The sequence below is a fragment of the Methanoculleus sp. 10 genome (genome assembly GCF_913757945.1).
GTDB lineage: Archaea > Halobacteriota > Methanomicrobia > Methanomicrobiales > Methanoculleaceae > Methanoculleus.
This window is the reverse complement of record NZ_CAJYDP010000003.1, coordinates 185,704-209,096: the sequence shown is the minus strand read 5'-3', so window position 1 is coordinate 209,096 and position 23,393 is coordinate 185,704. Positions and strand designations below refer to the sequence as shown.

Genomic DNA, 23,393 nt, shown 5'->3' with positions numbered 1-23,393 from the left:
GTAGCTTGCCCCCGGAGGATCCGGGTCAGGAGGGGGCGGGCCGAAGGAGGAGAAGGAGGCCGGGATCGTCCCCGAAAGTCTCAAGCGATGCCCCCGCGAGCCCGAACTTCCGCCGGTAAAACCGGAGCCTCCGCGCGGAGAGCGGGGCGGGGCCCCGGATCAGGAGCCCGACCGCATCCTCCTCCCGCCGGAGGGTGAGCCGGATCTCCCGGGCGCCGGCGGCCGCCATATCCTCAAGCACGCCGGCGACCTCGTCGGAGAACCGTTCCCGGTCGACCAGCACCGGCGGGAGGGGGCTCTCTGCGTCGAGAGAGAGGTCGACGCTCTCGAAGAGCGGGAGGTAGGCGAGCCGGGAGACAAGCTCCGCCCGGTAGGCCGCGGGGTCGTCCGCCGCCTCGATGAACGCCTCGTCCGAGAACGGGGGGGTCAGGGCCTCCGCGATGAGGTCGCGGAGCACCGGCGGGAGGTCGGCGGCGGCGAGGCAGGCGTGGTCCCGCGAGCCCGTGATCGTGGCCATGAAGTCGGCAAGCAGGCGGCCGGCCCGGCGGAGGAGCGACGCCTCGACGACGTGGTTGAGCCGGTCGCCCGCGAAATGGGCCTCGATCCGCTGGATGACCTGGACGGCCTTGAGGACCAGCTGGACCTCGAGTTTCTTCCCCGTCTCGAACTCGTCGGCGAACCGCGAAAAATCGGCAAGGAACGTGTCGATCTGGTCGGACTCGAGGAGGTCCTGGTAACGCCGGGCCTCGGCGGCCTCGCCGAGGTCATCGAGGCGATAGGCAAGGGCGTAGAGGCGCCCCGCGATCGCCGCGAAGATCCGGTTGGACTCCTGGAGAAGGTCGACGGCGTGCTCGAGAGCGTCGGCGAGCCGCTCCCGGTCGAAGGCGCCGACCTCCGCCATCCCCTCCGCCTCCTCCTGCAGCCGGTCGAGGAGCGCCGGCATCGCCGCGGCCGGGATGCTCCTGCCGTGGCCCGGGCAGCAGAGGCTCACCGGTTCGTGGGCGAGGATCCACCGGACCCTTCCCACGGACGCGAGCAGCGCCGGCTGGTCCCACCCGGCAAGCCCGGCGACCCCGGGGCTTGTGGAGAAGAGGAGGTCGCCGATGAAGAGGCACCCGCCGAGCCGGATGCAGATGCTGTCGGGCGAGTGCCCGGGGGTGTGGTAGACGAGAACGGTCTCCCCGGAGCGGAGGGGGATCTCCTGCCGGTGAAGGGCGATCCCGCCCCCCATCTCAAGGGCCTCGCGGTCGCGGGCGGCAAGCAGGGGGAGGCCGACCGGGAGCGGCTCGATCTCCCATCCCATGAGTTCCGCAACTGTCCGGACCGGATCGCCTGATTCGAGCGCCCGGGCGCCCGTCTCCTCTGCGGCGACGGTGAGGCCCGGGATGGCCCGGAACCGGCGGTCGCGGGCGGCCCGGTAGCAGTGGTCGGCGTGGCAGTGGGTGAGGAAGAGGGTGACCGGCCGCGGGGCCTCCCGGAGGAGGTCCTCCACGAGCGAGAGGATCCGGTCCATCTGGCCGGCGTCCGCCCCGGTGTCGATGAGCAGGATATCGCCGGGCGTCCGGATGAGGTAGGCGTTCGAGCAGCAGACGTCCGGTTTCCGGAGAAAGGGGTAGATCTCGGCGCCGGCGGTCCCCGGCACCGGCTGCCATCGCTGGTCCTCAAGCATGGTCCGCACCTCGATGGAGAAGAGTCGTGGAGAGTGTTGCGCCGCAAAGAAGAAAAGACCGGTAGGTTCCGCCCGGGAGAGGGCGGGGCCGGGATCGGATACACTTATCCCGCACGGGGGAAGAAGGGGTGCGGGTGAAGAGGATGAACGCGAGAAGACTTGCCCGGGTCGCGGTCGTGCTCGTGCTCGCGGCATGGATCTGCGGCACCGCGGCCGCAGAGGAGCTGACCGTCAACGATCCGGGGAACGTCACCGCCGGGGAGACGGTGACCATCAGCGGGACGACGAACATCGCGCCCGGCAACCGCCTGGCCGTCACGGTGGCGCCGGTCGGGTTCGGGCCGGCGAACAAGTCCGCGCCGGCCGGAGCGGCGGGGACGTCAGGAACGGTCGTCGTAGAGGCGGGGAACGCCACCGCGAACACGTGGTCGTTTGCAGCGAACACGGCCGGGTTTGAGCCGGGTGAGTACAGCGTGGCCGTGGAGTGGGTCGAGGGCGACGCCTCGGCAAGCACCACCTTCACGGTCACGGCCGCCGCGGCCGCCACACCGTCGCCGGCGGTGACGAGCCCGGCCGCCACCGGTACCGCACCGCCGACGACGAGCCCCACCCCGACCGCGGCGGGACCTGCTCTCCCGGTGGCGGCGGCCCTCGCGGCCGGTGTGGCTGGATGGCTGGCGCGGCGGCGGTAGGGGCCCGGAAGACTCTTTTTTCCGCACCCTACCGCCGGTCCACGACCCGTTTCGGCCTGCCGGGCGCCCGATGGAGTTCGAGGCCTCCCGGCGGCGTGATGTTGCAGAGGATACGGAGTGTTCCGTCCTCGTAGGGCGCAAAAAGCCCCGGGGCAGACCTGAAAAGGGCGGCGAGAAATGTCTCCTCGACCTCGCCCGGGTCGACCCGGGCGGGGTCGGGACACTCCATGCTCACCCGGAGGATGGTCTCCCCTGCCTCGTCGCCGCCGTAGATGAACGCCTCGTACTCCCCGTTCAGGTAGGCCATGTTCCGGGGCGCAAAGACCGCCGCCTCCACGTCCACCCGGGTGAGCAGGGCCTCCCCGATCCGGAACGTCTCCGCCTCGCGCCGGGGGTAGTCGATCCGCATATGCGTCCGCCCGCACTCGCACCGCTCCCGGGAGACGATCGAACAGGTGTCCTCCGTATCGTAATTGATGAGAAGCGTCCCCGCTCTCCCGCCGGGCGCAAGAAGGGTCGTATAGACCAGCCGGCCGGTCTCACCGTCCCGGACGAACCGCTCCATCCGGGGGTTGTAGAGATCAAAGTGGACCAGGTCCTCGGGGACGTGGAGCCCCGCCTGGCGGGTGCACTCGCCGCACATCGTTCCCTCGGTGCTCCCGTAGGTGTTATAGACCGGGCAGCCCCAGACCTCCTCCAGGTAACGCCGGGACTCCGGGGCGAAGCTCTCGCCGCCGACGACGAGGCGCGCGACGCCGGCCTCCCGCGGCGGGATCCCTTCCGCCTCCATCCGGCGGGCGAGCCGGAGGAGTTTGAAGACGCTCCCGATCACGGCCGTCGGGCGGTAGTGCGCCATCACCCGGACCGGGAAGGTGCATTTCCCCTCCGGGATGACCGTCACCCCGATATCCCGGGCGGCAAGCGTCATGGTGTTTGCGCCGACGTTCATCCCGTAGGAGGTGCAGACCACCACCCGGTCGCCGGGCAAAAACCCCTGCGAGACGAAGAGCCGGGCGTACTTCCCGGCATACCGCTCCCAGTCCTCCCAGGTGAGGAAGAAACTCTTCGGGACCCCGCTCGTCCCGGAGGTCTCGTTGACCGTGAAGACCGCTTCCCAGGGGACGCTCTTGAAGCAGAACTCGGTGGTGTGCGGGGGCTGGTAACGCCGGATCGTCGCCCCGGAGATGATAGGGAGGTCGCGGAGGTCCTCGTGCTCCCGGATCGCTTCCGGGCGGATGTTGTGCCGCTCAAACCTTAACTCCCGAACTCTTTAGGCGTATGTCTATTCATCTACCGCCTTTCCTCGGGCATTCTCTGATTTAATTGTCTCCCCTTCTACTTTACCGGAAGATCTATATATTTAGTGCGCCTATAATGATATAGGCGCATTATGAAGCCAACACGGCGAATCAAACGGATCAACGGGATCGAATACTGGTATGAGGAGACCCCCTATTACGATCCGGTCTCCAAACAGACCCGGCACACCTCCCGGTATCTTGGCCGGAATGTCGATGGGGAACCTGTCCGGATGCGATCTGCCCCAGATGAGGTCATTGCCATGATCCGGAAACCGGAAGTGGCGGTTGTTCGTTCATCGTTTGATTACGGTTCGATCTTCCTTCTTCAGCAGAACCTGCAGGATCTGCACCTCGATCAGTACCTCAATGAACTCCTATCAGAGACCGAAGTTGCCATGGTCACCGCATTGACCTTCAATCGCCTCATCCGGCCTCTGGCAATGAACCATATTGACGCCTGGTACGCAGGAACCACCCTTGCTCTTGATGGTCCGGCGATCTCCCTCTCCGGTCAGCGAATCAGTGAGCTCCTGGAAAAGATCGGCACGAGTAACATCCCGGATGCTCTGATGGGCCGGCTCCTTGCTGAGAACAACACACAACGAACTCTGGTGTACGACATCACCAGTCTCTCCAGTTACTCCTCGTTGATACAACTCCTTGAGTATGGGTATAGCCGGGATGCTCTGACACTCCCCCAGATCAACCTCTCCCTGATCATGGACAAAGACCTCGGCATACCAGTGATGTATGATATCTATCCTGGTAGCATCACCGATGTCACTACCCTTACCGGAACCCTCACCCGGCTTGAGGCGTATGGGATCTCGGACTGTACCGCCATCATGGATCGCGGGTTCTTCAGTCAGAATAACCTGCGCGAGATGCTTGACCGGCAGATCTCATTCATCATCGCCGCAAAATTCAGTCTGAAAGAACTCAAGGAGTTGCTGACTGAGGAGCAACGGGATATCGATCAGGTTGTGTATCTCCAGAAGTTCCACGGACAAACAATCTACGCCAAACCGGTAGTGTTTGCCCTTGGTGACCACCTGTTGAAGGGGTATCTGTATTACGACCCCAAACGTGAGCAGGAAGAGAGAGAGGCACTCACCAGCCGTCTGCATGATATCCGTGAGGCACTCTTGAACGTGAGGCTGAAGAAAAATCAGAGTGCATATCATGTGTTTTCCGAGAAGGCCGGTAAACTCAAGAATTTCTTTGACTGGAATCAGGTGGAAAACCGGATCGAGGTGACCATCCGGCAGAATGCAGTTACTCAGCGGACGAACCGGATGGGGAAATACATGCTGTTCTATTCGGGTGATGTGGATTGGATGACATGCCTTTCCCGGTATCGAGAACGGGATTGTATCGAGAAAGAGTTCAAGGGGCTGAAGAGCGAACTGGAGACTCTTCCCTTAAGGACGCACAGCACTGCTACGACCCGAGGCTACCTCTTCATTGCGTTTCTCAGTTTGATCCTGCGGTCGCGCCTGCTGGGAGTGATGAAAGAGTCGGGACTCGCGAAGAAGTACTCGGTGGAGGGAGTGCTGCTTGAACTGGAGAAGTGGAGAAAGGTCACCCTGGCGGATGGCCGGGTGATGATGACGGAGATGACCAAGAAACAGAGGACAATACTAGAGGCACTCGACCTCATGCGCCTAATTTCTCCGGGAGATTAGGCTCAAACCACCGGCGATAGAAGGGAGAGTGCTCCTCTGCGTACCGGACGGTGGAGCGGACCCGTTCGTCGATGAGCGTGTCGAGGTCCGGGCGGGCAAGCGTCTCCACCGCCGGATGGTAGTATCGGTCGTCAGCCATCCACCCGGGATAGACCCCGGGGATAAAATAGGTGTCGGGGGTCAGAGCGCCCAGGCGGGGAGGGCGGTGGAGATCCCGAGCGCCCAGAGGACGACCGTGAAGAGGAAGAAGGTCCAGACAGCGACACCGATGAGGTTGAGTCCCCACCCGGACCGGAGAAGGTCGCTTGCGGTGACGTAACCGCTCCCGTAGGCGACGGCGTTCGGGGGGGTGGCGACCGGGAGCATGAACGCCATCGAGGCGCAGACCGCCGCGGTCATCATCAGGATGATCGGGTTGATGCTCATGCTGATGGCCGTGGCCGCCATGATCGGCATCAGGACGGCGGCCATGGCGGTGTTCGAGGTGATCTCGGTCGCAAACGAGACCGCGAGCGCCACCACGAGGACAAGGAGGATGATCGGGAGACCGTGGATGAGGGTGAGGGACTCGACGATCGTCGCGGCAAGCCCGCTCTGGATGAACCCGTTCGAGAGGGCGATGCCGCCGCCGAAGAGGAGGAGGATGCCCCAGGGGATCTTCACCGCCCACTCCCAGTCCATGGTGAAGATGCCCTCCTTCCGGTCGACCGGGAGGACGAAGAGGAGGAGCGCACCGAAGATCGCGATGGTGGAGTCTTTGATGCCCGGGAAGAGCATATCAAGGCCCGGGATGACGATGCCGCCGATCACCTTGGTCTGCGCAAATATCCAGGCAAAAGCGGTCAGGGTGAAGACAAAGAGCGTCCACCGCTCCCCCGGTGATATGGACCCGAGTTTCGCGAGTTCTTCCTGGATGATCCCCCGGGCGCTCGGGAGGGTTGGCACCATCCGGCGGTAGGGGACGAACGTGAGCCAGAGCCAGGCAAGAAAGAGGAATACGGCTGCGAACGGGACGCCGAACTTCATCCAGGTGAAGAAGTCGATGGTGGGTGCGGCAGGGAAGATCGTCGCGAGCTGGGTGATGAAGATCCCGTTCGGAGGCGTCCCGATGATCGTGGCGATGCCCCCGATGCTCGCGGCGTAGGGGATGGATATGATCAGGCACCGGGCGAGCGCCTGATCTCCTCCTTCGAGGTTCTCAAGCGCCCGGTCGGTCCCGGGGATGAGCGTCAGGATGATCGCGACCGCGATCGGGATCATCATCATTGCGGTGGCGGTGTTCGAGATCCACATCGAGAGGAACGCGGTGGCGACCATGAACCCGAGCACCAGGCGCCGGGGGCTCGTCCCCACAACCCGGATGATGTGCAGGGCAATCCGCCGGTGCAGGTTCCACCGCTGCATCGACATGGCGATGATGAACCCGCCAAGGAAAAGGAAGATCACCTCGTTCCCGTAAGACTCCGCCACCTTCACCGGGGAGAGGACTCCGAGTGCCGGGAAGAGGACCAGCGGGAGCAGGGCGGTCGCCTCCAGGGGGATGACACCCGTGACCCAGAAGAGGACCATGAGGACGGTCACCGCCGCGACCGACTGCGCCTCAGGTGCAAGAACGGCGGGATCAACGGGGATCGCCAGGACCGCGAAGAAAATAAGGATTGATAGAACGATGAAGGCGACCTTTTTCATCCTAAAACCTGGGAGAAAGAATTATTTAAGCGTGCGGAATTGAAATCGCGCCGGACTGGAATGACGGGAGCCAGAACAGGCCGCCTCGCCCCGGCAGGCGCCGCCGGGCCGGTCCCACCGCGCACCTGCACATCCGGGGCGGGCGGGCCCGGCCCGCACCAACCTATATCTACAGAATCAGCACACGGGATACCATGGCACCAGAATGGATCCGCAGGCGCGGCCTCCCGCTCGTCCTTCTCGCCGTCTGCGTCCTTGCTCTCTCTGTGGGGCAGGCAGGGGCCCGCGGCCCGACGATCAGCGACATCCAGCCCTACGACACGATCTTCGTCTACGAAGAGGGGCTCAACCTCACGCAGCTTCGCAACGCAACCACGGATAACCCTGTTGTGGCGCTCCGGAGGTACCAGGACGACAACCCCGGTAAATCGCTCATAAAAAGTATCCCGGTCGCCGACGACACCGACTTCGAGGTGCAGGACCTCCTCGTCGGCGGGGAGTATGGAACCTACTTCGCCTTCAACCCCGCCGACGGGGAGACGGCGCTCGTGATGATCCGCGAACCGAGGGTCTTCCTTGACGTTGTGCTCGCAAACCCCTACCACAACGAGCCGCTGGCCGGGCTCTCCGTCTCCGAGAACACCCGGATAGCGTTCCGGGTAGCCTCCCCCGACGTCGGGGCCTTCTACCAGGCGGGCGGCGTCTACCCGGCGACGATCGACATCGTGCTCACCCACCCGGGCGGCGCGGAGAGCACCGTCATCAGCGGGCTTAACTTCGCCGGACTGAACGTCAGTTCGACCCGGTTCTACACCGACGATCCCGGCAGGCCCGGGGCGATCCCGCTCTCGGGCCTCCGCGAGCAGGGGACCTACACCGCCCGGGCCGTATGGAGGACGCCGGAAGGCTTCGATGCGTACGCCCCCGACTCGGAGCCGGTGACGTTCACGGTCGGGAACCGGGTCGGTGTCGAGACCGGGACGCCGACGCCTGCCGCGACCGCGACGGCCACGCCGACGGTAACCGCCGTACCGGCGACCGCAACGCCGACGACGGCCCCGCCCACGACCCCGCCGGCGGCGACGGAGACGGCCACGCCGGCCGCGACCGCGACGACGGCGCCGGCAACCCCCACGCCGACCGCAGCGCCGCTCCCGGTTGCGGTTGCCGTCGGGGCACTGGCCATCGCCCTTGTCATCAGCAGGCGCCGGTAGAGGAAGGTCAGCAGAACCGGCAGCCGCAGCCGCCGGCCGCATCCCGGATGCTCTGGAGGGCCGCGGCCGCCCATTTCACGACGCCCACATCATCGTCATCGAGCGCCGCGATGAGCGCCGGGACCGCCCCCGGGTCCCCCAGGACCCCGAGGGTGTAGGCCGCCCACATCCTGAGACGAGGATCGGGGTCGCCGAGCGCCGAAAGAAGCGCCGGGAGGGCGGCCGGGCCGAGCGCGGCGAGGGCCTCCGCCGCCGCCATCCGGTCGGCGCTCCCGCCGTCGCGGAGGATCCGGATCAGGCCTTCCGTCACGGCGACTCCCTCCTCTCAGCCTCAGTCCCGGCGAGGATCTCGTCGATGCCCGCGTAGATCGGGAAGACCTCGTGGACGCCCGCGAGCAGGAAGACCCGGTAGACGTCGGGCCCAGGCGAGCAGAGCGCCATCTCCCCGTCCGTCCGCCGCAGGTCGCGGAGTCTCGCGAGGAGCACCCGAAGGCCGCTGCTGCTGATGTAGGCCGCCTTCTCCAGGTTCACGAGCACCCGCCGGCCGCCCCGGGCCAGCACCCCGGATATCGCCGTATCCAGGCGTTCTGCCGATTCCGCATCGATCCTGCCGTCGACCGATACGATTGCCGTATCGCCGCGTTCGCTGACCGTCACGTCCATAGTCTTCTCTCGGCGCGGGAGGGGAAAAACCGCTCGTCTTATGCCGGAGTGGAAGAGGGAGTAGCACGGGATCGTGCGAGGCCTTGATGGGGAGTTGCACGCCAGTCTCATCTTCGCGGCAATGCGAGTGGTAACCTGTAGCGGCCGGTAATGCGGCCTCACGCGAAGGGAGGAGAGAAGTGGTCCGGGCCGGGGCAACCGGGGTTCCCCCGGCTCCGGCCCGTGGAGAGGCTCAGTGGTTCTGCCGGTAGTAGTCCCAGGCGTCGACTACGGTGCCGTTTGCAAAGATGCAGACGCCGTACTCGCTGCCGTCGGGGTTCTTCCGGATCTCGTAGGCGTGGCCCTGCTCCAGGCACCAGACCGCGGCCGGGTCGGCGATACCGGCGCTCCCGCCGCACGAGGAGCAGGCCCACGGGACGGCGAGGATCTCCACCGGAACCCCCCACTGCTGGATGGTAACGGTGTCGCGTGCGATCTTCCCGGCGAAGGTGATCCGCATCCCGTCGACACGGTAGCGCTCCTCAAGCCCGAGCGGGAGATAACGCGTGCCGTCATCGGTGACGATGCCGTAGAACCCGCCCTCGAGGTCGATGTAGGTGACCGTGCCGTTTGCGGCGACGAACGTCGTGTTCCCGGCCTTATCGATGGCGATGACCTCGACCGGAGTCCCCCACTGCCCGATGGTCGCGACATCCTCCCTCACCTGAGCAACGAACGTCACGTTCATGCCGTCGACCAGCCAGGTCTCGCCGAGGCCGAGCGGGAGGTAGCGCCCGCCGTCGTCGGCGATAATCCCGTAGAACCCGCCCTCGAGGTCGACATACGTGACCGTCCCATTCCCGGCGACGAGCCGGACACTACCGATGGGCTCGATAGACCGGATCTTCACCGGCATTCCCCACATGGGAAACCCTGTGACGTCGTCTTCCAGATCGGCAGAGAACTGCACCGAAAGACCATCGATCCGGTACTCCTCCGGGAGGTTCGAGGGGAGGCAGTTCATACCGTCTTCCGCGATGATACCGTAAAATCCGCCCTCGAGGTCGATGTAGGTGACCGTCCCGTTCGTTGCAATCGTCCGGCGGGTATCGCCCTTCTCCATGCTGACGACATCGACCGGCGTTCCCCACTGCTGGATGGTCGCCGTCTCCTTCGCCACATCAACGACGAACGTGACCCGGAGGCCGTCCTGCCGGAAGTCCGCCGGCAGATCGGCGGGGAGGTAGCGCTCGCCGTCGTCGGCGACAATCCCGTAGAACCCGCCCTCGAGATCGACATAGGTGACCGTCCCGTTCCCGGAGATGCGGTCGGCATGGTCGTCCTCCCCCCCGGCAGCCATGCACCCGCAGGCGATGACGGCCAGAAGAAGCGTGAGGACGATGACCGGATAGTTCGGATAGGATCCCGTCATAGGCATCAACACCGCTACATTCTCCCGCCGGAGGTAAGTAGGTTGCCTTAACTACGAACAAATTCGGACCTATCCGGCCGAGGGGCTCGAAAAAAAAGGTATTATCGGCCCCCGACACCGCCGCTGCCGCCCGAGGACGGCGGCGAGTAGAGGACGATCGGGGCAAAGATCACCGGCATGTTCGAGTAGAGCGGCATCCCGACGTCCGGGAGGCTGATGTGTAAGTTCTTCATCGCCTGCTCAACCTTATCGCCGAGGCCGAGCGCGGTCCCGTAGACCAGCCACTCTCCCCACATCGAGAGGTCGGCGGGGGAGTACTGCCGGATCAACGCGAGGTCCGAGAGGAAGTAGGCGAACGCGTCCCACTCGAGTTTCTCCCGGTAGTGGTCGCCCTTCCAGACCCCAAAGAGGGTCGAGGGGAAGAGGGCCGCGATCCCCACCTGGACCGCGACGATGAAGGAGAGGATCCCGGCCGGGATGAGGAGGTAGGCCGCGCCCGGCGCGAAGATGAACGCGAGGATCGCAAGCCCGCAGGGGATGGCCCCGAGGAAGACGAGCGGGAGGATGAGCCCCCTCCCGTCCCTGACGTACTGCCGGGCCAGCGTCGTATCCACGTCCCGGGAGAGAGCGGTAAGCGACTGCTGGTACTGCAGGATCCGGTGCTGGTAACCCGGGCTCCGCCGGGCGGTCTCGGCGAACGCCGCGAGGTCTTCGGTGTCCACGACGTGGTCGTCTGCGATGTTTGCAAGGAAGTTGAGCACCCGCTGCTCGTAGGGGTCGGTGGACTCCCCCGAGACGATCCGGACCGTGACCCCGTTGCCGTCCGGCTTCTCGGTCACGACGATCTTCTCCTGGCGGTGGAGGTCGAGCACCGTCGCGTAGAACCCGTCGTTGTCGAACTCAAGGGCGTCGCCCTTGAAGAGGAGGTTCACCTGCCAGGGCTTGAGCGCGGTATTCGGGGTGAAACTCAGGTATTCGGGCACCGTGAACGGTTTCTCCCTGCCGTACCGGAGGTAGACGCCAAGGAGGATAAACGGCATCGCGAGGACGAGGAGGGTCGCAAGGCCGTAGAGGAGGCTTGCCGCCCCGTAGAGGAGGGGAGGCCAGCGGTTCGCGTCGGCCGCCTTCTGCCGCACGTCCGGGACGAACGTCCCAAAGCCGCCGACCTTTTTGGTGAACGCCGGGTCGAGGACCATCTCAACGTTCAATGCGTCGTCCTGGGACGCGCTCCCCGTTATGACGACGGCGTCCGCCGTCCGCTCGACATCGAGGGTGGGGGGGTGCGTGTAAACCTCCTCGATATCACCGGCGAACAGGAGGGTGATCCGGAGGTCCCGGTAGGGGACGTGCTCGTCCACGAGTTTCAGGTTCAGGTGCGCCCACTGGTTGTCGTACTCGACCGGCGGCCGGACATGGTAGCGGTACTCCACCGTGTAGGTGCCCGGGGCGAAGTAGCCGGGGTTAAAGATGCCCACCTCGTTCTCGTACGCGAGATTCCGGATCGTGGCGAGGTCTGAGGGGCTCGCGCTCCCGGCGGCCGTCCGGACCTCGCCCCCGGAGTCCCTGACGTAACCGATGGTCCCGGGCGGTGCGGTCATCCCGAGGAACTCGATGTGCGGCCGGTCGACGGCGGCAAAGGTCAGCGGCGCGTTCCAGTAGCGAAAGAGCATCCGGTACTCCCCCGCCGACCGGACGTCGTAGGTGTAGCGCTCGATGAGGGTCCCGTCCTCGTAGAAGACGGCGTCGTAGTGCTGGACGTCCAGGTTTCCCCGGAAGAGGCCGGGGAGCGCGGCCGCTCCGGCGACCGCCAGGACCCCGACAAGCAGGGTGATGGCAACAAGGATGAAGATCTGCTGCCGTTCAGTCACGCGCATGGTCTATCAGAACGCTATCGTCGGGACCCGCTCGATCTCTTCGCCGAACTCCAGGTATTCCAGTTTCTTAAAGCCCATGACGCCGGCAACCAGGTTTGAAGGGATCGTGTCGGTCATGGTATTGTACTGCTGGGCGATGTTGTTGTAGGTGTAGCGGTGCCGGGCGATCTCGTCCTCGACCCCCTTCACCGCGCCCATCAGGTCCTGCACCGTCCGGGAGGTCTTGAGGTCGGGGTAGTTCTCCGCGACGGCAAGCAGCCGCCCGAGAACCGACCGGGACTCGCGTTCGAGTTCGGAGAGGTCGCCGGGGCCGGCGCTGCCGATGCGGGCCCGCATCGCGGTCACCCCGGTCAGGGTCTCCTTCTCGAACGCCGCGTAGCTCTTCACCGCGCCGAGGAGCTGCTCGATCATGTCCAGCCGCTTCTTCATCGCGACCTTCACCTGCCCGATCGTTGCTTCGGCGGAGTTTTTGAGGGAGAAGAACCGGTTGTAGATACCTATTACGGCTGCCGCGACGCCGATGACGATCAGCACCACGACGGCGATAAGGACAAGGGAGATGATGTCCACCAAGGTTGTCACCAGTACTGTATGTGCCCTGCGGCGTATTTAAGAGATGACCCCTGAAACCGTCGATACGGCCGGATCTTCCCGGGTTTTTTGTACCGGCGGGACGGGTCCGGCTACTCTGCAATCTCCTCGCCGGAACTCACCATCGCCGCGACGTTGCCGTCCGCATCGCGGAGGAGGGCGTTGTGCCAGCGGATCAACCGTTCCCGGCCGTCCCGGGTGACGACCGGGCTCTCCTCGAAGGCGGGCGGCTCGGTCCTGCCGGCCACAAGAAGGGCGAAGTTCCGGGCGAGCCGGTCGCGCAGGCGCTCCGGGACGACCGTCGCAAACCAGTTCTTCCCGGCGAGATCGTTGCCGGCATACCCGAGGATCTCGTTCCCCCGCCGGTTGACGAGGTCGATGGTCCCGTCCGCCCCGATCACCGCGATCATCACGCCGGCCGCGTCCAGGTAGCCCTGCGCCCGGTCGCGCTCGGCAACCAGGAGATCCTCGGCGGCGGCGCGGTCGGTGACGTCCTCGGCGATCCCGAGCATGTACCGGAGCGTGCCGTGGGAGTTGAAGATCGGGATCTTCTTCATCAGGATGCTCTCCCCCGTCGGGAGGTGGACCTTCTCCTCGAGGGCGGCCGGTCGCTCCGGCATCTCCCGGTCGCCGTCGGCAAAGAAAGCCGCCATCTCCCGGGGGAAGAGGTCCGCGGCCTGCCTGCCCGCCATCTCCTCCTGTGTCATGCCGAGGAAGGCCTCGGCGGCCCGGTTTGCGAAGACAAACGTGTTCCCTTCCACCTCCCGGACGAAGACCATGCTCGGGACGTTGTTGACGACCGAGTAGAGGAACGACTTCCACTGGGCCACCCTCTTTGCGGCACGCGCCCGTTCGGTGACGTCACGGCAGACCACCCGGTAGCCGGTGAAGTCGCCGAGCATATCGTAGACCGGCGTCCCGCTCACCTCGAGGATGACGGCGCTCCCGTCCCGGTGGAGCATCGTCCACTCGAAGAGGACCCGGGGTGCCGGGTCAGCGAAAAGCGCGGAAAACTGTGTCCGGACCCGTTCGGCCTTCTCCGGGGGCATGAAGTCGCAGGGCGTCATCTGAAGCATCTCTTCGGGTGCGTAACCAAGGATCTCCCGGCTTTTGGGGCTGACGTAGGTGAACCTGAAGGTCTCGTCGACGTTCAGGATCAGGTCGCTGATGTTCTCGACGAGGCTGCGGAAGAGCAGCTCGCTCTCGCGCAGGGCCTCTTCCGCCCGCCGCCCCTCGGTGATATCCTCAAGGATGATGGTGACTCCCGGCGCCCCGTCGTTGAAGACGGTGGGGAGGAACTTGACCCGGAAGAAGAGTTCCCTGTCGTGCCGCAGGAACCGGAGCTCCTCGGTGGCCTCGCGGCCGTTCAGGGCGTCGGTGATCCGGCCCCGTATCAGCGGGTGGTCGAACGCGGCGAGCGGCGACGCTTCAACGCTGTTGCCGATGATATCGTCCCGCTCCTTCCCTGCAAACGTGCAGACGGCATCGTTTACCTGGACGATCCGGAGATCGCGGTCGAGGACCAGCACGGGATCCGACGAGAAGTTGAGCATGGCGGCAATGGGGACGCGCTGCGAGAGGTAGAAGACCTTGGCCTTCCCGTAGGTCTCCATCTCCACCTGGCCCGATACGAGGAGGATGTCGAGGTACCGGGAGACGGTGTTCCGGTTGATTCCAACGGCGGCAGCAAGATCGGAGACCGACATGCCTCGCGGATGCTCTTTTAACGTGCTGAGCAGGAGAGAGAGTGCGTCGGTAGTGGGATCCATGTGCAAACAGAGTTTCGCGCCGGGGGATATAGTGTTTTGCAGTGCTGCATGCTATGGTGCTACATACAATGCCACGCCTCAATGCAAGGCATTGACCAGAAAGAATATATGCGATATCGATCAACGCATGATCCCCCAGAGTCGGCAGAGGTGGGGAAACTCTGCCGGCGACCCGGGCCACACGGGCACAGGTGGTCCGGACCGGCACAAGAACGGCTGGGATCGGTGAACAAAACATTCACCACGTTGATTGCACCAACGTCAGGGTTAACGTCAGCACCGGGGCGGCGCCCCGGTGGAGCCAGTCAGGCACACCTCTCTGAACACGCATACCGGCATGGTGGGACAGGGCGCCGGCGCGGATGGCACAGCCGCTCCGGGATTGCCCAGAACCCCCGTATGGTTATCACACACCCAACAATACACCCTCATTTTTTTTGCTTCCGTCTTAGACGGCCCCAAACCAGAGAGCAACATCTATCTCTCATCAGATCGAACGTTCGTTCAATGAGCGGGCGTGTTGAGATCCTCGAGAGGAGAGCGGGCGCCGTCGATATCATCGCGGTGAAAGGAAGGCTCGACGCAGGTTCTTCGGAGAAGGCGGAAGAACGGATCAACCGGGTGCTCGACGCGGGGGGAAGATGCCTCCTCATCAACCTCTGCGACCTCGACTACATCAGCAGCTCCGGCCTCCGGGTACTGCTTGCCGCGCTGAAACGGCTGAAGAAGGACGGCGGGGTGCTCAGGATAGCCTGTGCACAGCCGCAGATCCTCGAAGTCTTCACGATGGCGGGCTTTCACCGGATCTTCTCCCTCTCCCCCGACGAAGCGGCAGCGCTCGCCGGGTTTTCGGCGGGGCCCTGAGCGGTATGGCGTTCTCCGGCTTTGGCGATCTCTTTTTTGTGCTCCTGCAGATGATCTGCGTCATCGTGGTGGTCGCCTACTTGATCACCCGGACGGCGTCGTTTACCCGGGTGCTCGACGGCCTCGTGACCTGGAAGAGCCAGGCGATCCTCGTCCTCCTTTTTGGGGCGCTCTCCATCTACGGCACCGAGAGCGGCATCACCATCCTCGGCGCCACCGCAAACGTCCGCGACCTCGGCCCCATGGTCGGGGGGCTCGCGTGCGGTCCGGTGGTGGGGCTCGGCGCCGGCCTGATCGGCGCCGCGTACCGCTTCTCCCTTGCGGGGTTCACCGCCGTCCCGTGCGCGACAGCAACCGTCCTCGCGGGCCTCTTCGGGGGGCTGATCTTCCTTCTCTCCGGGAAAAAGTTCGTCGGGATGCACGGCGCGGTCCTCTTTGCCGTCGGCATGGAGACGTTTCACATGGGCCTCACCCTCCTCCTCTGCCGGCCGTTCGACCAGGCGCTCACCGTCGTCGGGGGGGTGGCCCTGCCGATGATCATCGCGAACGCCACCGGGGTCTTCATCTTCGCGCTCATCATCGGGAACCTGATCACCGAGCGGCAGACGAAGGCGGAGCGGGACGCCTACCTCTCGGAACTCGAGCGGAAGAAGGCTGAACTCCGGATCGCGCACGATATCCAGATGAGTTTCCTCCCCGAACGGCTGCCGGAGGTCCCCGGCCTCGAGGTCGCCGCCCTCTCGCTCCCGGCAAAGGAGGTCGGGGGGGACTTCTACGACGCGATCCCCCTCTCCGGGCAGCGGACCGCCTTCGTCATCGCCGACGTCTCGGGGAAGGGCGTCCCTGCGGCGCTCTTTATGGCGCTCTCGCGGACGGTGCTCCGGGCGAACGCGCTGGTCCCGCGGAGCGCTCGCGAGGCCGTCGGTGAGGCGAACGCCCTGATCGCCGCCGACGCGAAGTCCGGGATGTTCGTCACCCTCTTCTACGCGGTCGTCGACCCGGCAGACAGGACCCTCACCTACGTCAACGCGGGGCATAACCCGCCTCTCCTCTTCCGGTCGGGCGGCGGCCGGCCGCTCGAGCTGAAGGGGACCGGGATCATCCTCGGGGTCATGCCGGAGGCCGATTACGGGGAGGAGACCCTCGCGCTCGAGAGCAACGACCTCGTCCTCTTCTACACCGACGGGGTCACCGAGGCGATCAACTCCCGTGAGGAGCAGTTCGGGGAGCGACGGCTGATCGAGACGGTCATGGGCTGCCGCGACCTTCCCTCAGAAGAGATCGTCGACCGGGTCCGCCGGGCGGTCGCCGGTTTTTCGGGGGACGAACCGCAGTTCGACGACCAGACGCTCATGGTCCTCCGGGTGGTGTGATGGCGGAACTCACGGTGCGGGCGGATCTCGGGGCCCTCGCGACGATCGCCGACTTCCTCGCCGCGGTGCTCGCCGGGAGCGCCGACGAGACGGTCTTTGCGGTCCAGCTCGCCGTGGACGAGGCCTGCAGCAACACCATCCTCTACGGGTACCCGGGCGGGGAGAGAGGATCGATCACGATCGCCTGCACCGTGGAGGATGGCACCGTCCGCGTGACGATCACCGACGACGGCGTCGCGTTCGACCCGCTCACCGCCCCGCCGCCGCTTCTCGACGTCCCCGCGGAAGAGCGGCCGATCGGGGGGCTCGGGGTCCACTTCATCCGGACGGTGATGGACAGCGTGGCCTACGCCCGCAGGGGCGACAGGAACGTCCTCTCAATGGAGAAGAGGCGGCCGGCGTCACCCTGACGCCGGAAGAAGCGACCCGAGCGCCCGGGGGAGGTCTTCTTTCTTCGTGACGACCGCGGCCGACTCCTCGAGCATCAGGTTGACCCGCTCGTGGTGGCCGACGACCCGGAAATCGGTCCGGAGAGCGACGAGCCGTTTGCCATGGGCGTAGGCATACCCCATCTCCCAGGAGGTCCCGGAATCGGCGTCCGCGCCGTCGATGACCGCGACGACGATATCGGCGTCGCGGAGGGCCTGGATGTGCTGCGCAAAGATGGCCCGGTGCTCCTCCCGGCACCGGGTATGGCTCGTGTCCCCCACCTCCTGGGGGAGGTAGACATCGAAGAGGTGCGCGTTGAGGAGGTCGCGGAGGACGAGGTTGTAGGTCTGCTCCGCCTCGGAGAAGAGGGGGCCTGCGAGGTAGATGCGGTGGCAGGCGAACTCTTTCACGTCGACTGCCGGGATATCCGGGAACCGGGCGAGGAACGCGCCGCGCCCGGGCTGTTTTACGGATGAGTGGTAGGTGGCCGTCACCCCACAGGCGGGGGAGGAGTCCACCCCGACGATCGCAAGGGGCGGCTCTCGGCGCTCCCGGATCACGGCGCGGACCTCCGCCTCGAGCCGGTCGAGGAGTGCGGCAAACGCGGGGGTCGCGAGACGGTCGAGGTACGAGCCCGGCGGACGGTCCGCCCCGAGATAGATCGTCTCCGGGCAGGGAAGCGGGACCATATCGATCGAGAAGCGCCGGCAGCGTTCGACGGCCCGGCGGAAGTGGCGGAGGTCCTCATCGGTCGTTATCCCGCGGGCGCGGCAGGCGGGGTTCTCGATGCAGGGAGCGATGAGCACGTACATTGATAGGATCTCGGCGGCGTACCATAACAAGGCAGATGATACCGCTCTACGCCTACCGGGACAACACCTGCGACCCGCGGAAGTGTACGGCAAAGAAACTCGCACAGCGCGGGCTTGTCACGATCGTCACGAGCATCGCAAAGATCCCCCGCTCGACCCTCCTCCTCGACCCGACCGCGGAGAGAGCGGTCTCCCCCGCCGACCGGCGCCTCCCCTCGATAACGGCGCTCGACTGCTCCTGGGAGGTGCTCGATACCGGGGCCGTCGCTTCATGGCGCAACCGCCGGGCGCTCCCCTTCCTTGTCGCCGCAAACCCGGTGAACTTCGGCCGGCCGTTTCGGCTGACGTCGGTGGAGGCGATGGCCGCGACGCTCTACATCCTCGGCGAGAAGGAGCAGGCCCAAACCATCCTCGCCCCGTTCGGGTGGGGTCTCCGGTTCCTCGAGGTGAACGCCGAGCCCCTCGAGGACTACGCGCGGGCAAAGGACAGCGCTGAGGTCGTCGCGGCCCAGGCGCTGTACCTGTAGCCGGATCTTCCGGCACCGCCTGCGGGCGGTACTTTTTTATGTCCGAGATCTCCTGTTCACGCACCAACGAGGGAGGTTACCGGACCCATGGAAACAGAACGAGAGCGGGTGCTCCTCGCCGCGGCCCACGCCACGACGTTTGCGCCCGACTACATGACCGTCGACAAGCTGGAGGCGGCGACCCGGGGGCACGGGGCGCTCGTGATCCCGGCGTTTGCGGCGGCGAACTCGCTTGCGGGGGATATCTTCTGCGGCATCGGCGCCCCGGAGATGCGTCTTGTGGACATGACGGTCATCGATGCCTCGGCCCCCCACCTGCCGCTTGACCCCGTCATCGCGAAGGCGGTGGGCGAGGCGAAACGGGGCGGGGCTGAGCCGGCGAACGCGGCCCTGATCGTCGCCACACTCGCCTACTTCTCGGGGAGCTGCGCCCGCGCCGGCGTCCCGCTCGGAAACCGGAAGCTCGGCGCCATCGCCCGGATGCATGCCGGGGGTGACCGGACGAGCGCCATCGCCCTGACGACGAACAAGTTCACCCACCGGGTCCCGGCGTTCCCGGCGTACCTTGCGATCTACGAGGCCCTGATGGATAAGCGGCTGACCCGTCTCGACGGCGCGGTCCTGCCGCCGTTTATCGCCGGCGGGGGAGTCATGGGCCACGCCGCCCTCGGGGAGGACTACAACATCCCCGAACTCGCGAGAAACGCCGCGAAGGTCGGGACCGAAGCGATGATGCGGAGCATGGAGGGGGCCGGGACGACCCCCTATCCCCTCTGGCCCGCCCTGATCGCGGCGGCGGTGACGATGGAGCTCGTCCACCCGGACGCCCTGCTCGGGGAGGAGTTCGGGAAGTTCGGCGAGGTCGATTCCGCCTACCTTGCCGGGAAGGGGGCCGTCGAGGCGGCGGGGCTCCCGGAGAGGCTCCATATGCGGGGGACCGGGGAGGAGTACGAGACCGCCCGGCTCGTCGGCGACTTCGGGTTGATCTTAAAAGACGTCGGCGGGCCGTCGGTGATCGGGTCGATGGTCACAAACGAGCTCTTCGCCGGGTTCCAGGAGTCCGCCGTCATCGGGGCGGGGTTCTCCGGGGGGCCGGTGAACGTCCCCCTCGGCCACCTCGCCGGCGACATCCTGCCGGCGCTCCGGCTGCTGATCGGGAGCGGCGGCGACGTCGAGCGTGCCGCGGCGGCGATCCGGGATTACAAGATGCAGTCCTTCATCGACCCCGAGACCGCCCTCTGCGCCACGAACACCATCGCCCGGAAGGCGGAGGTTGTGAACCGGGGTCCGGTGACGGATGCATGCATCCGGGCGAGCGAACCGGTCCGGGACCGGGCGATCTACCGGCGGGCGGTGAAGGTCTACGAGATGCTCAAAGCGGGGAGGACGCTTGAGGAGGCCGCCGGGGCCCTCGATGAGGAGAAGAAGGCTCTCGTCGAGGAGCGGGGCTCTGCGGTCCTCTCCGGGTTCACCGGAAAGGAGATCGCCTTCCGCTTTGCGGAGATCGCGCCCCACGCGCGCAGGACCGACCCGTTCACCGCGAAGTTCTGGGGGTTCGACGCGTTGGTCTCCTACGATATCAGGATCGACGGAAAGGACTACCATATCGAGAACCTCACCGCCCGGGCGGTCCCGGAGTACGCGCTTGAGGGGAAGGGGCGGGACGACCCCGGTATGGGCACCGCCATATTCGTGGGGGCCGTCCTCACCCAGGAGCTGCAGTACGGCGGGAACACGATCCTCAACATCACCGTGCCCGCCGCGGTCGCGGCCGCGCTCGGCACCGGTCCAGCGGAAGCGGCAAAGAAGGCGGCGGAGGGCGCACACCTCACGAACGCCATCCCCGGCGGCCGGGCGGTGGCGGAACGGGTGGCGGAGATCGCACAGGCGATCGCCTCAAGCCTCAGCGGGCCGGACGAGGGGGGCGTAAGGACCGCCCGGGAAGCATGAAGATCCTCGTCATCGACCCGGGATGCTCGGGGGTCACGGGGGATACGCTCCTTGCGTCCCTCATCGACCTCCTCGGGGAGCCCCGGGCGCTCTACCCGCTCGCGGGCGCCATCCGGGACCTCGGGATCTGCCGGGAGTTCCGCTACGAGGCGGAGAGGGTGGATGCGGGCGGGGTCACGGCGACCCGTCTCTCGGTCACGATCCGGGAGGAGGGCACGCTGGGCGGCGACGACTTCCGGGAGGCGTGCATGGCAGTCGCGGACGATGTGGGCCTCTCGTCGGGCGCGAGGGACCGGGTGTCTTCGATCCTCGACGACCTTGCCGCCGGCGGTCCCGGGCCGGCGGCGGAGACGATCTTCTCCGTCGTCGGGACGATGCTCCTCCTCGACCGGGCAGGGTTCTTCGAGGGGGCGATCGTCGCGACGCCCCCGGCGCTCGGTTCCGCGATCACGAGGACGGAATGCGGCGATATCCCCGGACCCGCACCGGCGACGCTTGCGATCCTCGCCCGCCACCGGTTCCCCTTCACCTCCGTGCCCGTCGACGCGGACCTGACCACACCGGCCGGGGCGGCTCTGCTCGCCGCCATCGCAAAGCGCACCGCAAGCCTCTACCCGGCCATGACCCCCGCCCGGGTCGGCTACGGTATCCGGGCCTCCCGGGCGGGGCCGGCCTTCTCCGGGTGGTGGAGGGGAGAGCCTCCCCGGGGAGGGGGGGTCGTCATGCTCGAGACGAACCTCGACGACACTTCCGGGGAGGTGATCGGCTACGCGGTCGAGCGCCTCTTTGCGGAAGGGGCGGCGGACGTCTTCGTCACCCCGGCGTTCGGGAAGAAGAGCCGGCCGGTCAGCGTCATATCGGTGATGGCCGCGGCTGCAGACGAGGACCGCCTGGTCCGGGTTCTCATGGAGGAGACCGGGACCCTCGGGGTCAGGGTGCACGAGTTCCGGAAGATGGTCGCGGACCGGAGGAGGGAGACGGTGCCGGTCAGCGTCGGCGGCAGGGAGTACCGCATCCGCGTGAAGACCGCGGCCGCGAGCGGACGCCATGTCGCGGAAAAACCCGAGTACGACGACCTCGCGGCGATCGCGCGGGACCAGGGCGTTCCCCTCCGGTTCGTGGACGATGAGGTCAGGCTGCTTCTTTCGGAACGAAGAAGAGAGCGCACGGCGCGAGAAGGGGGTGCAGGGGGTGGATGCCCACCCGACCGCCCGAGCGCGGCAGACACCGCACGCGACGAGTGAGTGCGAGCACCTCCCACCGGGAGGTGCTCCACTCGCGTCTACAGTTCTCTCATGTCACCGGGGTAATAGTTCCCCAAACATTAGGTGATGCATGCGATATTTATGCGATCCTATTTCGTATCGGTCATCGGCCCCCATTTTCAGCGTATTTCACCGAAAGACTTTTGAACGACCCGGCATTTCCGGAACAGATCGCATGTTAACGCCTCCACCGGCGAAATAAACGTGATATATGGAGCCCATCCGGGGAGCGGATCGTTCTCCGCTCTCAGCCGGGCATCTCCCGCCCGAAGAGGCGCAGCATTGCTCTCGCATTCTCAAGCATGGCGTGATCGTTGTTGAAGAAGATATACGCCCGCTCCGGGCCGATGCTGGTAGGTGACGACCGGTTCACCTTGACGCTCCACCGCAGCCCCGACCCCGTGTGAGCCCACGCGAGGCTGCCGCCCCGGTTCCCGCGCATGCCCGGCCGCTCGTGCCGGCAAAGACCTCCATGCGGTGAGGCAGGGCGGCACGAGCGATAAGAATTTCCGGTCGCCCGCCAGGACCCCGGCATCAGGATGAAAACGGCTCGACCCACGCGTTCGCGGCCGTAGCCAGTGGTGCTCCGGGGACGGGGTGATGTCGCCGGGCCTGCGATCTCATCGAGCACCAGGAATTGCAGGCGCGAAAAAAAACTCTACCAATTAACCGGCAAAACAGATTATCCCTCCATTATTATGCCTTATTCTTCCGAGGATCCTCTAAGATACGGTAGATTTTAATATGGGTTAAAAGTACCTTCGATTATGCGCATACACGTGATCTCTGCCGCTCTCCTCATCGCCATCGCGGTGCTCGGGGCGGGTTGCACTGAAGAGAACCAACCCTTCCCGGGGGGAGACCACGAATCGGTCCTCCGGGACGCCGTCTCCGGGATAAACAACGAGATGGAGTCGGTAAAAGCCTCGATTGCGGAGGATGCCCGGGTGTTCGAGGAGACCGGGCTTACCAGCACCGCAGGGAAAGAAGCGCTGAGGCAGACGCTACTCCGGCACCCCTGGATGGAGTCGATCCTGGTGATATCGCGGGATGGCGTCGTGGTCGCGGCCGTGCCTGAGGATTACGCCGACCTGGTCGGCAGGAACCTTACCTACCAGGTGCAGACACAACGGGCAGTCCGGGAGCAGGTGCCGCTCATGAACGAGGTCTTCCTCACGGAAGAAGGATTCTACGGGATCACCCAGAGTTACCCCATCTTCGGGCCCGAATACCTGGGGTACGTGAGTCCCGCATACCAGCCCGACGCCCTTATCGGGCGGGTGATCGTGCCCCTGACGAACGGCACGCCGTACGACATCTGGGTGACGCAGACCGATGGAATGGTGATCTACAGCACAACCCCGGGAGAGATCGGGCATAACCCTCTTTCAGACCCGGACTACCGGTCTCCGGAACACCAGGAAGTGTTCTCCCGCATCGTTGCCGAACCGTCGGGGTCCGTTGAATATGCGCCCCGGGACCAGGGCCGGGAGCAGAACGTGACCAAAGAGGCGAGGTGGGATACCGCCGGGATCGACGGGATCGAGTGGCGCGTCGTCATCGCACGAGATATCGATGTGGTTGAGCGGCGGTAGGTAGCGGGAAGCGAGAGATC

21 protein-coding genes and 1 pseudogene are annotated in these 23,393 nt (G+C 65.6%); 10 read left to right on the top strand and 12 right to left on the bottom strand.

The genetic code is table 11. The features are described from left to right. Nucleotides 1-25 precede the first annotated feature (25 nt). Nucleotides 26-1,669, bottom strand: coding sequence for an MBL fold metallo-hydrolase (locus QZ408_RS04565; RefSeq protein ID WP_292490023.1), 1,644 nt, complete (start codon nucleotides 1,667-1,669; stop codon nucleotides 26-28). A 134-nt stretch (nucleotides 1,670-1,803) separates the two neighbouring features. Here QZ408_RS04565 and QZ408_RS04560 point away from each other — a divergent pair, with 134 nt between their 5' ends. Beyond that, nucleotides 1,804-2,361, top strand: coding sequence for a hypothetical protein (locus tag QZ408_RS04560; protein WP_292490022.1), 558 nt, complete (start codon nucleotides 1,804-1,806; stop codon nucleotides 2,359-2,361). A gap of 28 nt (nucleotides 2,362-2,389) precedes the next feature. Here the strand turns inward: QZ408_RS04560 and ftsA are convergent. Beyond that, nucleotides 2,390-3,613 (bottom strand): annotated as a pseudogene (gene ftsA, locus QZ408_RS04555) (coenzyme F390 synthetase); the annotation flags it as partial. A 138-nt stretch (nucleotides 3,614-3,751) separates the two neighbouring features. Between ftsA and QZ408_RS04550 the strand changes: the two are divergent. Beyond that, entirely contained in the window at nucleotides 3,752-5,347 is a 1,596-nt protein-coding gene (locus tag QZ408_RS04550; protein ID WP_292490020.1) for an IS1634 family transposase, read from the top strand. On the opposite strand, the gene QZ408_RS04545 is transcribed toward QZ408_RS04550, so the two are convergent. Further along, a complete protein-coding gene (locus tag QZ408_RS04545) occupies nucleotides 5,319-5,486 on the bottom strand; it encodes a hypothetical protein (protein WP_292490018.1) in 168 nt (55 codons plus the stop codon). The genes QZ408_RS04550 and QZ408_RS04545 overlap by 29 nt on opposite strands. A 41-nt stretch (nucleotides 5,487-5,527) precedes the next feature. After that, a complete protein-coding gene (locus tag QZ408_RS04540) occupies nucleotides 5,528-7,036 on the bottom strand; it encodes an SLC13 family permease (RefSeq protein WP_292490017.1) in 1,509 nt (502 codons plus the stop codon). Nucleotides 7,037-7,230: 194 nt separating this feature from the next. Here QZ408_RS04540 and QZ408_RS04535 point away from each other — a divergent pair, with 194 nt between their 5' ends. Next, on the top strand, nucleotides 7,231-8,250 hold the full coding sequence (locus QZ408_RS04535; RefSeq protein ID WP_292490016.1) for a DUF3821 domain-containing protein: 1,020 nt from the start codon (nucleotides 7,231-7,233) through the stop codon (nucleotides 8,248-8,250). Nucleotides 8,251-8,257: 7 nt separating this feature from the next. Here QZ408_RS04535 and QZ408_RS04530 read toward each other — a convergent pair whose 3' ends face one another. From QZ408_RS04530 to QZ408_RS04505, 6 genes are all read right to left on the bottom strand, one after another. Continuing rightward, nucleotides 8,258-8,560 carry a HEAT repeat domain-containing protein gene (locus tag QZ408_RS04530; RefSeq protein ID WP_292490015.1) on the bottom strand — a complete coding sequence of 101 codons (303 nt, stop codon included), beginning with the start codon at nucleotides 8,558-8,560 and terminating at the stop codon, nucleotides 8,258-8,260. After that, the gene (locus tag QZ408_RS04525; RefSeq protein WP_292490014.1) at nucleotides 8,557-8,913 is read right to left on the bottom strand and encodes an STAS domain-containing protein; all 357 of its coding nucleotides are present in this window, start codon (nucleotides 8,911-8,913) and stop codon (nucleotides 8,557-8,559) included. The genes QZ408_RS04530 and QZ408_RS04525 overlap by 4 nt, the downstream gene beginning before the upstream one ends. Nucleotides 8,914-9,145: 232 nt before the next feature. Next, a complete protein-coding gene (locus QZ408_RS04520) occupies nucleotides 9,146-10,324 on the bottom strand; it encodes a DUF333 domain-containing protein (RefSeq protein ID WP_292490013.1) in 1,179 nt (392 codons plus the stop codon). 101 nt (nucleotides 10,325-10,425) lie between these two features. Beyond that, nucleotides 10,426-12,198, bottom strand: coding sequence for a DUF2207 domain-containing protein (locus QZ408_RS04515; RefSeq protein ID WP_292490012.1), 1,773 nt, complete (start codon nucleotides 12,196-12,198; stop codon nucleotides 10,426-10,428). Between the two features lie 6 nt (nucleotides 12,199-12,204). After that, on the bottom strand, nucleotides 12,205-12,783 hold the full coding sequence (locus QZ408_RS04510; protein ID WP_292490159.1) for a LemA family protein: 579 nt from the start codon (nucleotides 12,781-12,783) through the stop codon (nucleotides 12,205-12,207). A 98-nt stretch (nucleotides 12,784-12,881) separates the two neighbouring features. Continuing rightward, on the bottom strand, nucleotides 12,882-14,558 hold the full coding sequence (locus tag QZ408_RS04505) for a PAS domain S-box protein (protein WP_292490011.1): 1,677 nt from the start codon (nucleotides 14,556-14,558) through the stop codon (nucleotides 12,882-12,884). A gap of 507 nt (nucleotides 14,559-15,065) precedes the next feature. Between QZ408_RS04505 and QZ408_RS04500 the strand changes: the two genes are divergently transcribed. The 3 genes from QZ408_RS04500 to QZ408_RS04490 are packed head-to-tail and all read left to right on the top strand — an operon-like array spanning nucleotide 15,066 to nucleotide 17,205. Further along, nucleotides 15,066-15,422: an STAS domain-containing protein gene (locus tag QZ408_RS04500; RefSeq protein WP_292490010.1), complete on the top strand. Its 357-nt coding sequence runs from the start codon at nucleotides 15,066-15,068 to the stop codon at nucleotides 15,420-15,422. A 5-nt stretch (nucleotides 15,423-15,427) separates the two neighbouring features. Then, nucleotides 15,428-16,795, top strand: a complete 1,368-nt coding sequence (locus QZ408_RS04495; protein WP_292490009.1) for a SpoIIE family protein phosphatase — start codon at nucleotides 15,428-15,430, stop codon at nucleotides 16,793-16,795. Next, nucleotides 16,795-17,205, top strand: a complete 411-nt coding sequence (locus QZ408_RS04490) for an ATP-binding protein (RefSeq protein WP_292490008.1) — start codon at nucleotides 16,795-16,797, stop codon at nucleotides 17,203-17,205. Before QZ408_RS04495 ends, QZ408_RS04490 begins: the two co-directional genes overlap by 1 nt. Here QZ408_RS04490 and QZ408_RS04485 read toward each other — a convergent pair. Further along, nucleotides 17,197-18,036: a nucleoside 2-deoxyribosyltransferase gene (locus QZ408_RS04485; RefSeq protein WP_292490007.1), complete on the bottom strand. Its 840-nt coding sequence runs from the start codon at nucleotides 18,034-18,036 to the stop codon at nucleotides 17,197-17,199. The two genes, QZ408_RS04490 and QZ408_RS04485, sit on opposite strands and share 9 nt — an antisense overlap. A gap of 35 nt (nucleotides 18,037-18,071) precedes the next feature. Between QZ408_RS04485 and QZ408_RS04480 the strand changes: the two genes are divergently transcribed. The 3 genes from QZ408_RS04480 (at nucleotide 18,072) to QZ408_RS04470 (ending at nucleotide 21,757) form a co-directional block, all read left to right on the top strand. Next, nucleotides 18,072-18,563, top strand: a complete 492-nt coding sequence (locus tag QZ408_RS04480) for a DUF367 family protein (RefSeq protein WP_292490006.1) — start codon at nucleotides 18,072-18,074, stop codon at nucleotides 18,561-18,563. Nucleotides 18,564-18,650: 87 nt separating this feature from the next. Next, on the top strand, nucleotides 18,651-20,513 hold the full coding sequence (locus QZ408_RS04475; protein WP_292490005.1) for a hypothetical protein: 1,863 nt from the start codon (nucleotides 18,651-18,653) through the stop codon (nucleotides 20,511-20,513). Continuing rightward, entirely contained in the window at nucleotides 20,510-21,757 is a 1,248-nt protein-coding gene (locus QZ408_RS04470; RefSeq protein ID WP_292490004.1) for a LarC family nickel insertion protein, read from the top strand. Before QZ408_RS04475 ends, QZ408_RS04470 begins: the two co-directional genes overlap by 4 nt. A gap of 268 nt (nucleotides 21,758-22,025) precedes the next feature. On the opposite strand, the gene QZ408_RS04465 is transcribed toward QZ408_RS04470, so the two are convergent. Next, nucleotides 22,026-22,220: a hypothetical protein gene (locus tag QZ408_RS04465; RefSeq protein WP_292490003.1), complete on the bottom strand. Its 195-nt coding sequence runs from the start codon at nucleotides 22,218-22,220 to the stop codon at nucleotides 22,026-22,028. A gap of 325 nt (nucleotides 22,221-22,545) precedes the next feature. Here QZ408_RS04465 and QZ408_RS04460 point away from each other — a divergent pair, with 325 nt between their 5' ends. Further along, nucleotides 22,546-23,373, top strand: a complete 828-nt coding sequence (locus QZ408_RS04460) for a PDC sensor domain-containing protein (protein ID WP_292490002.1) — start codon at nucleotides 22,546-22,548, stop codon at nucleotides 23,371-23,373. Nucleotides 23,374-23,393: the final 20 nt, after the last annotated feature.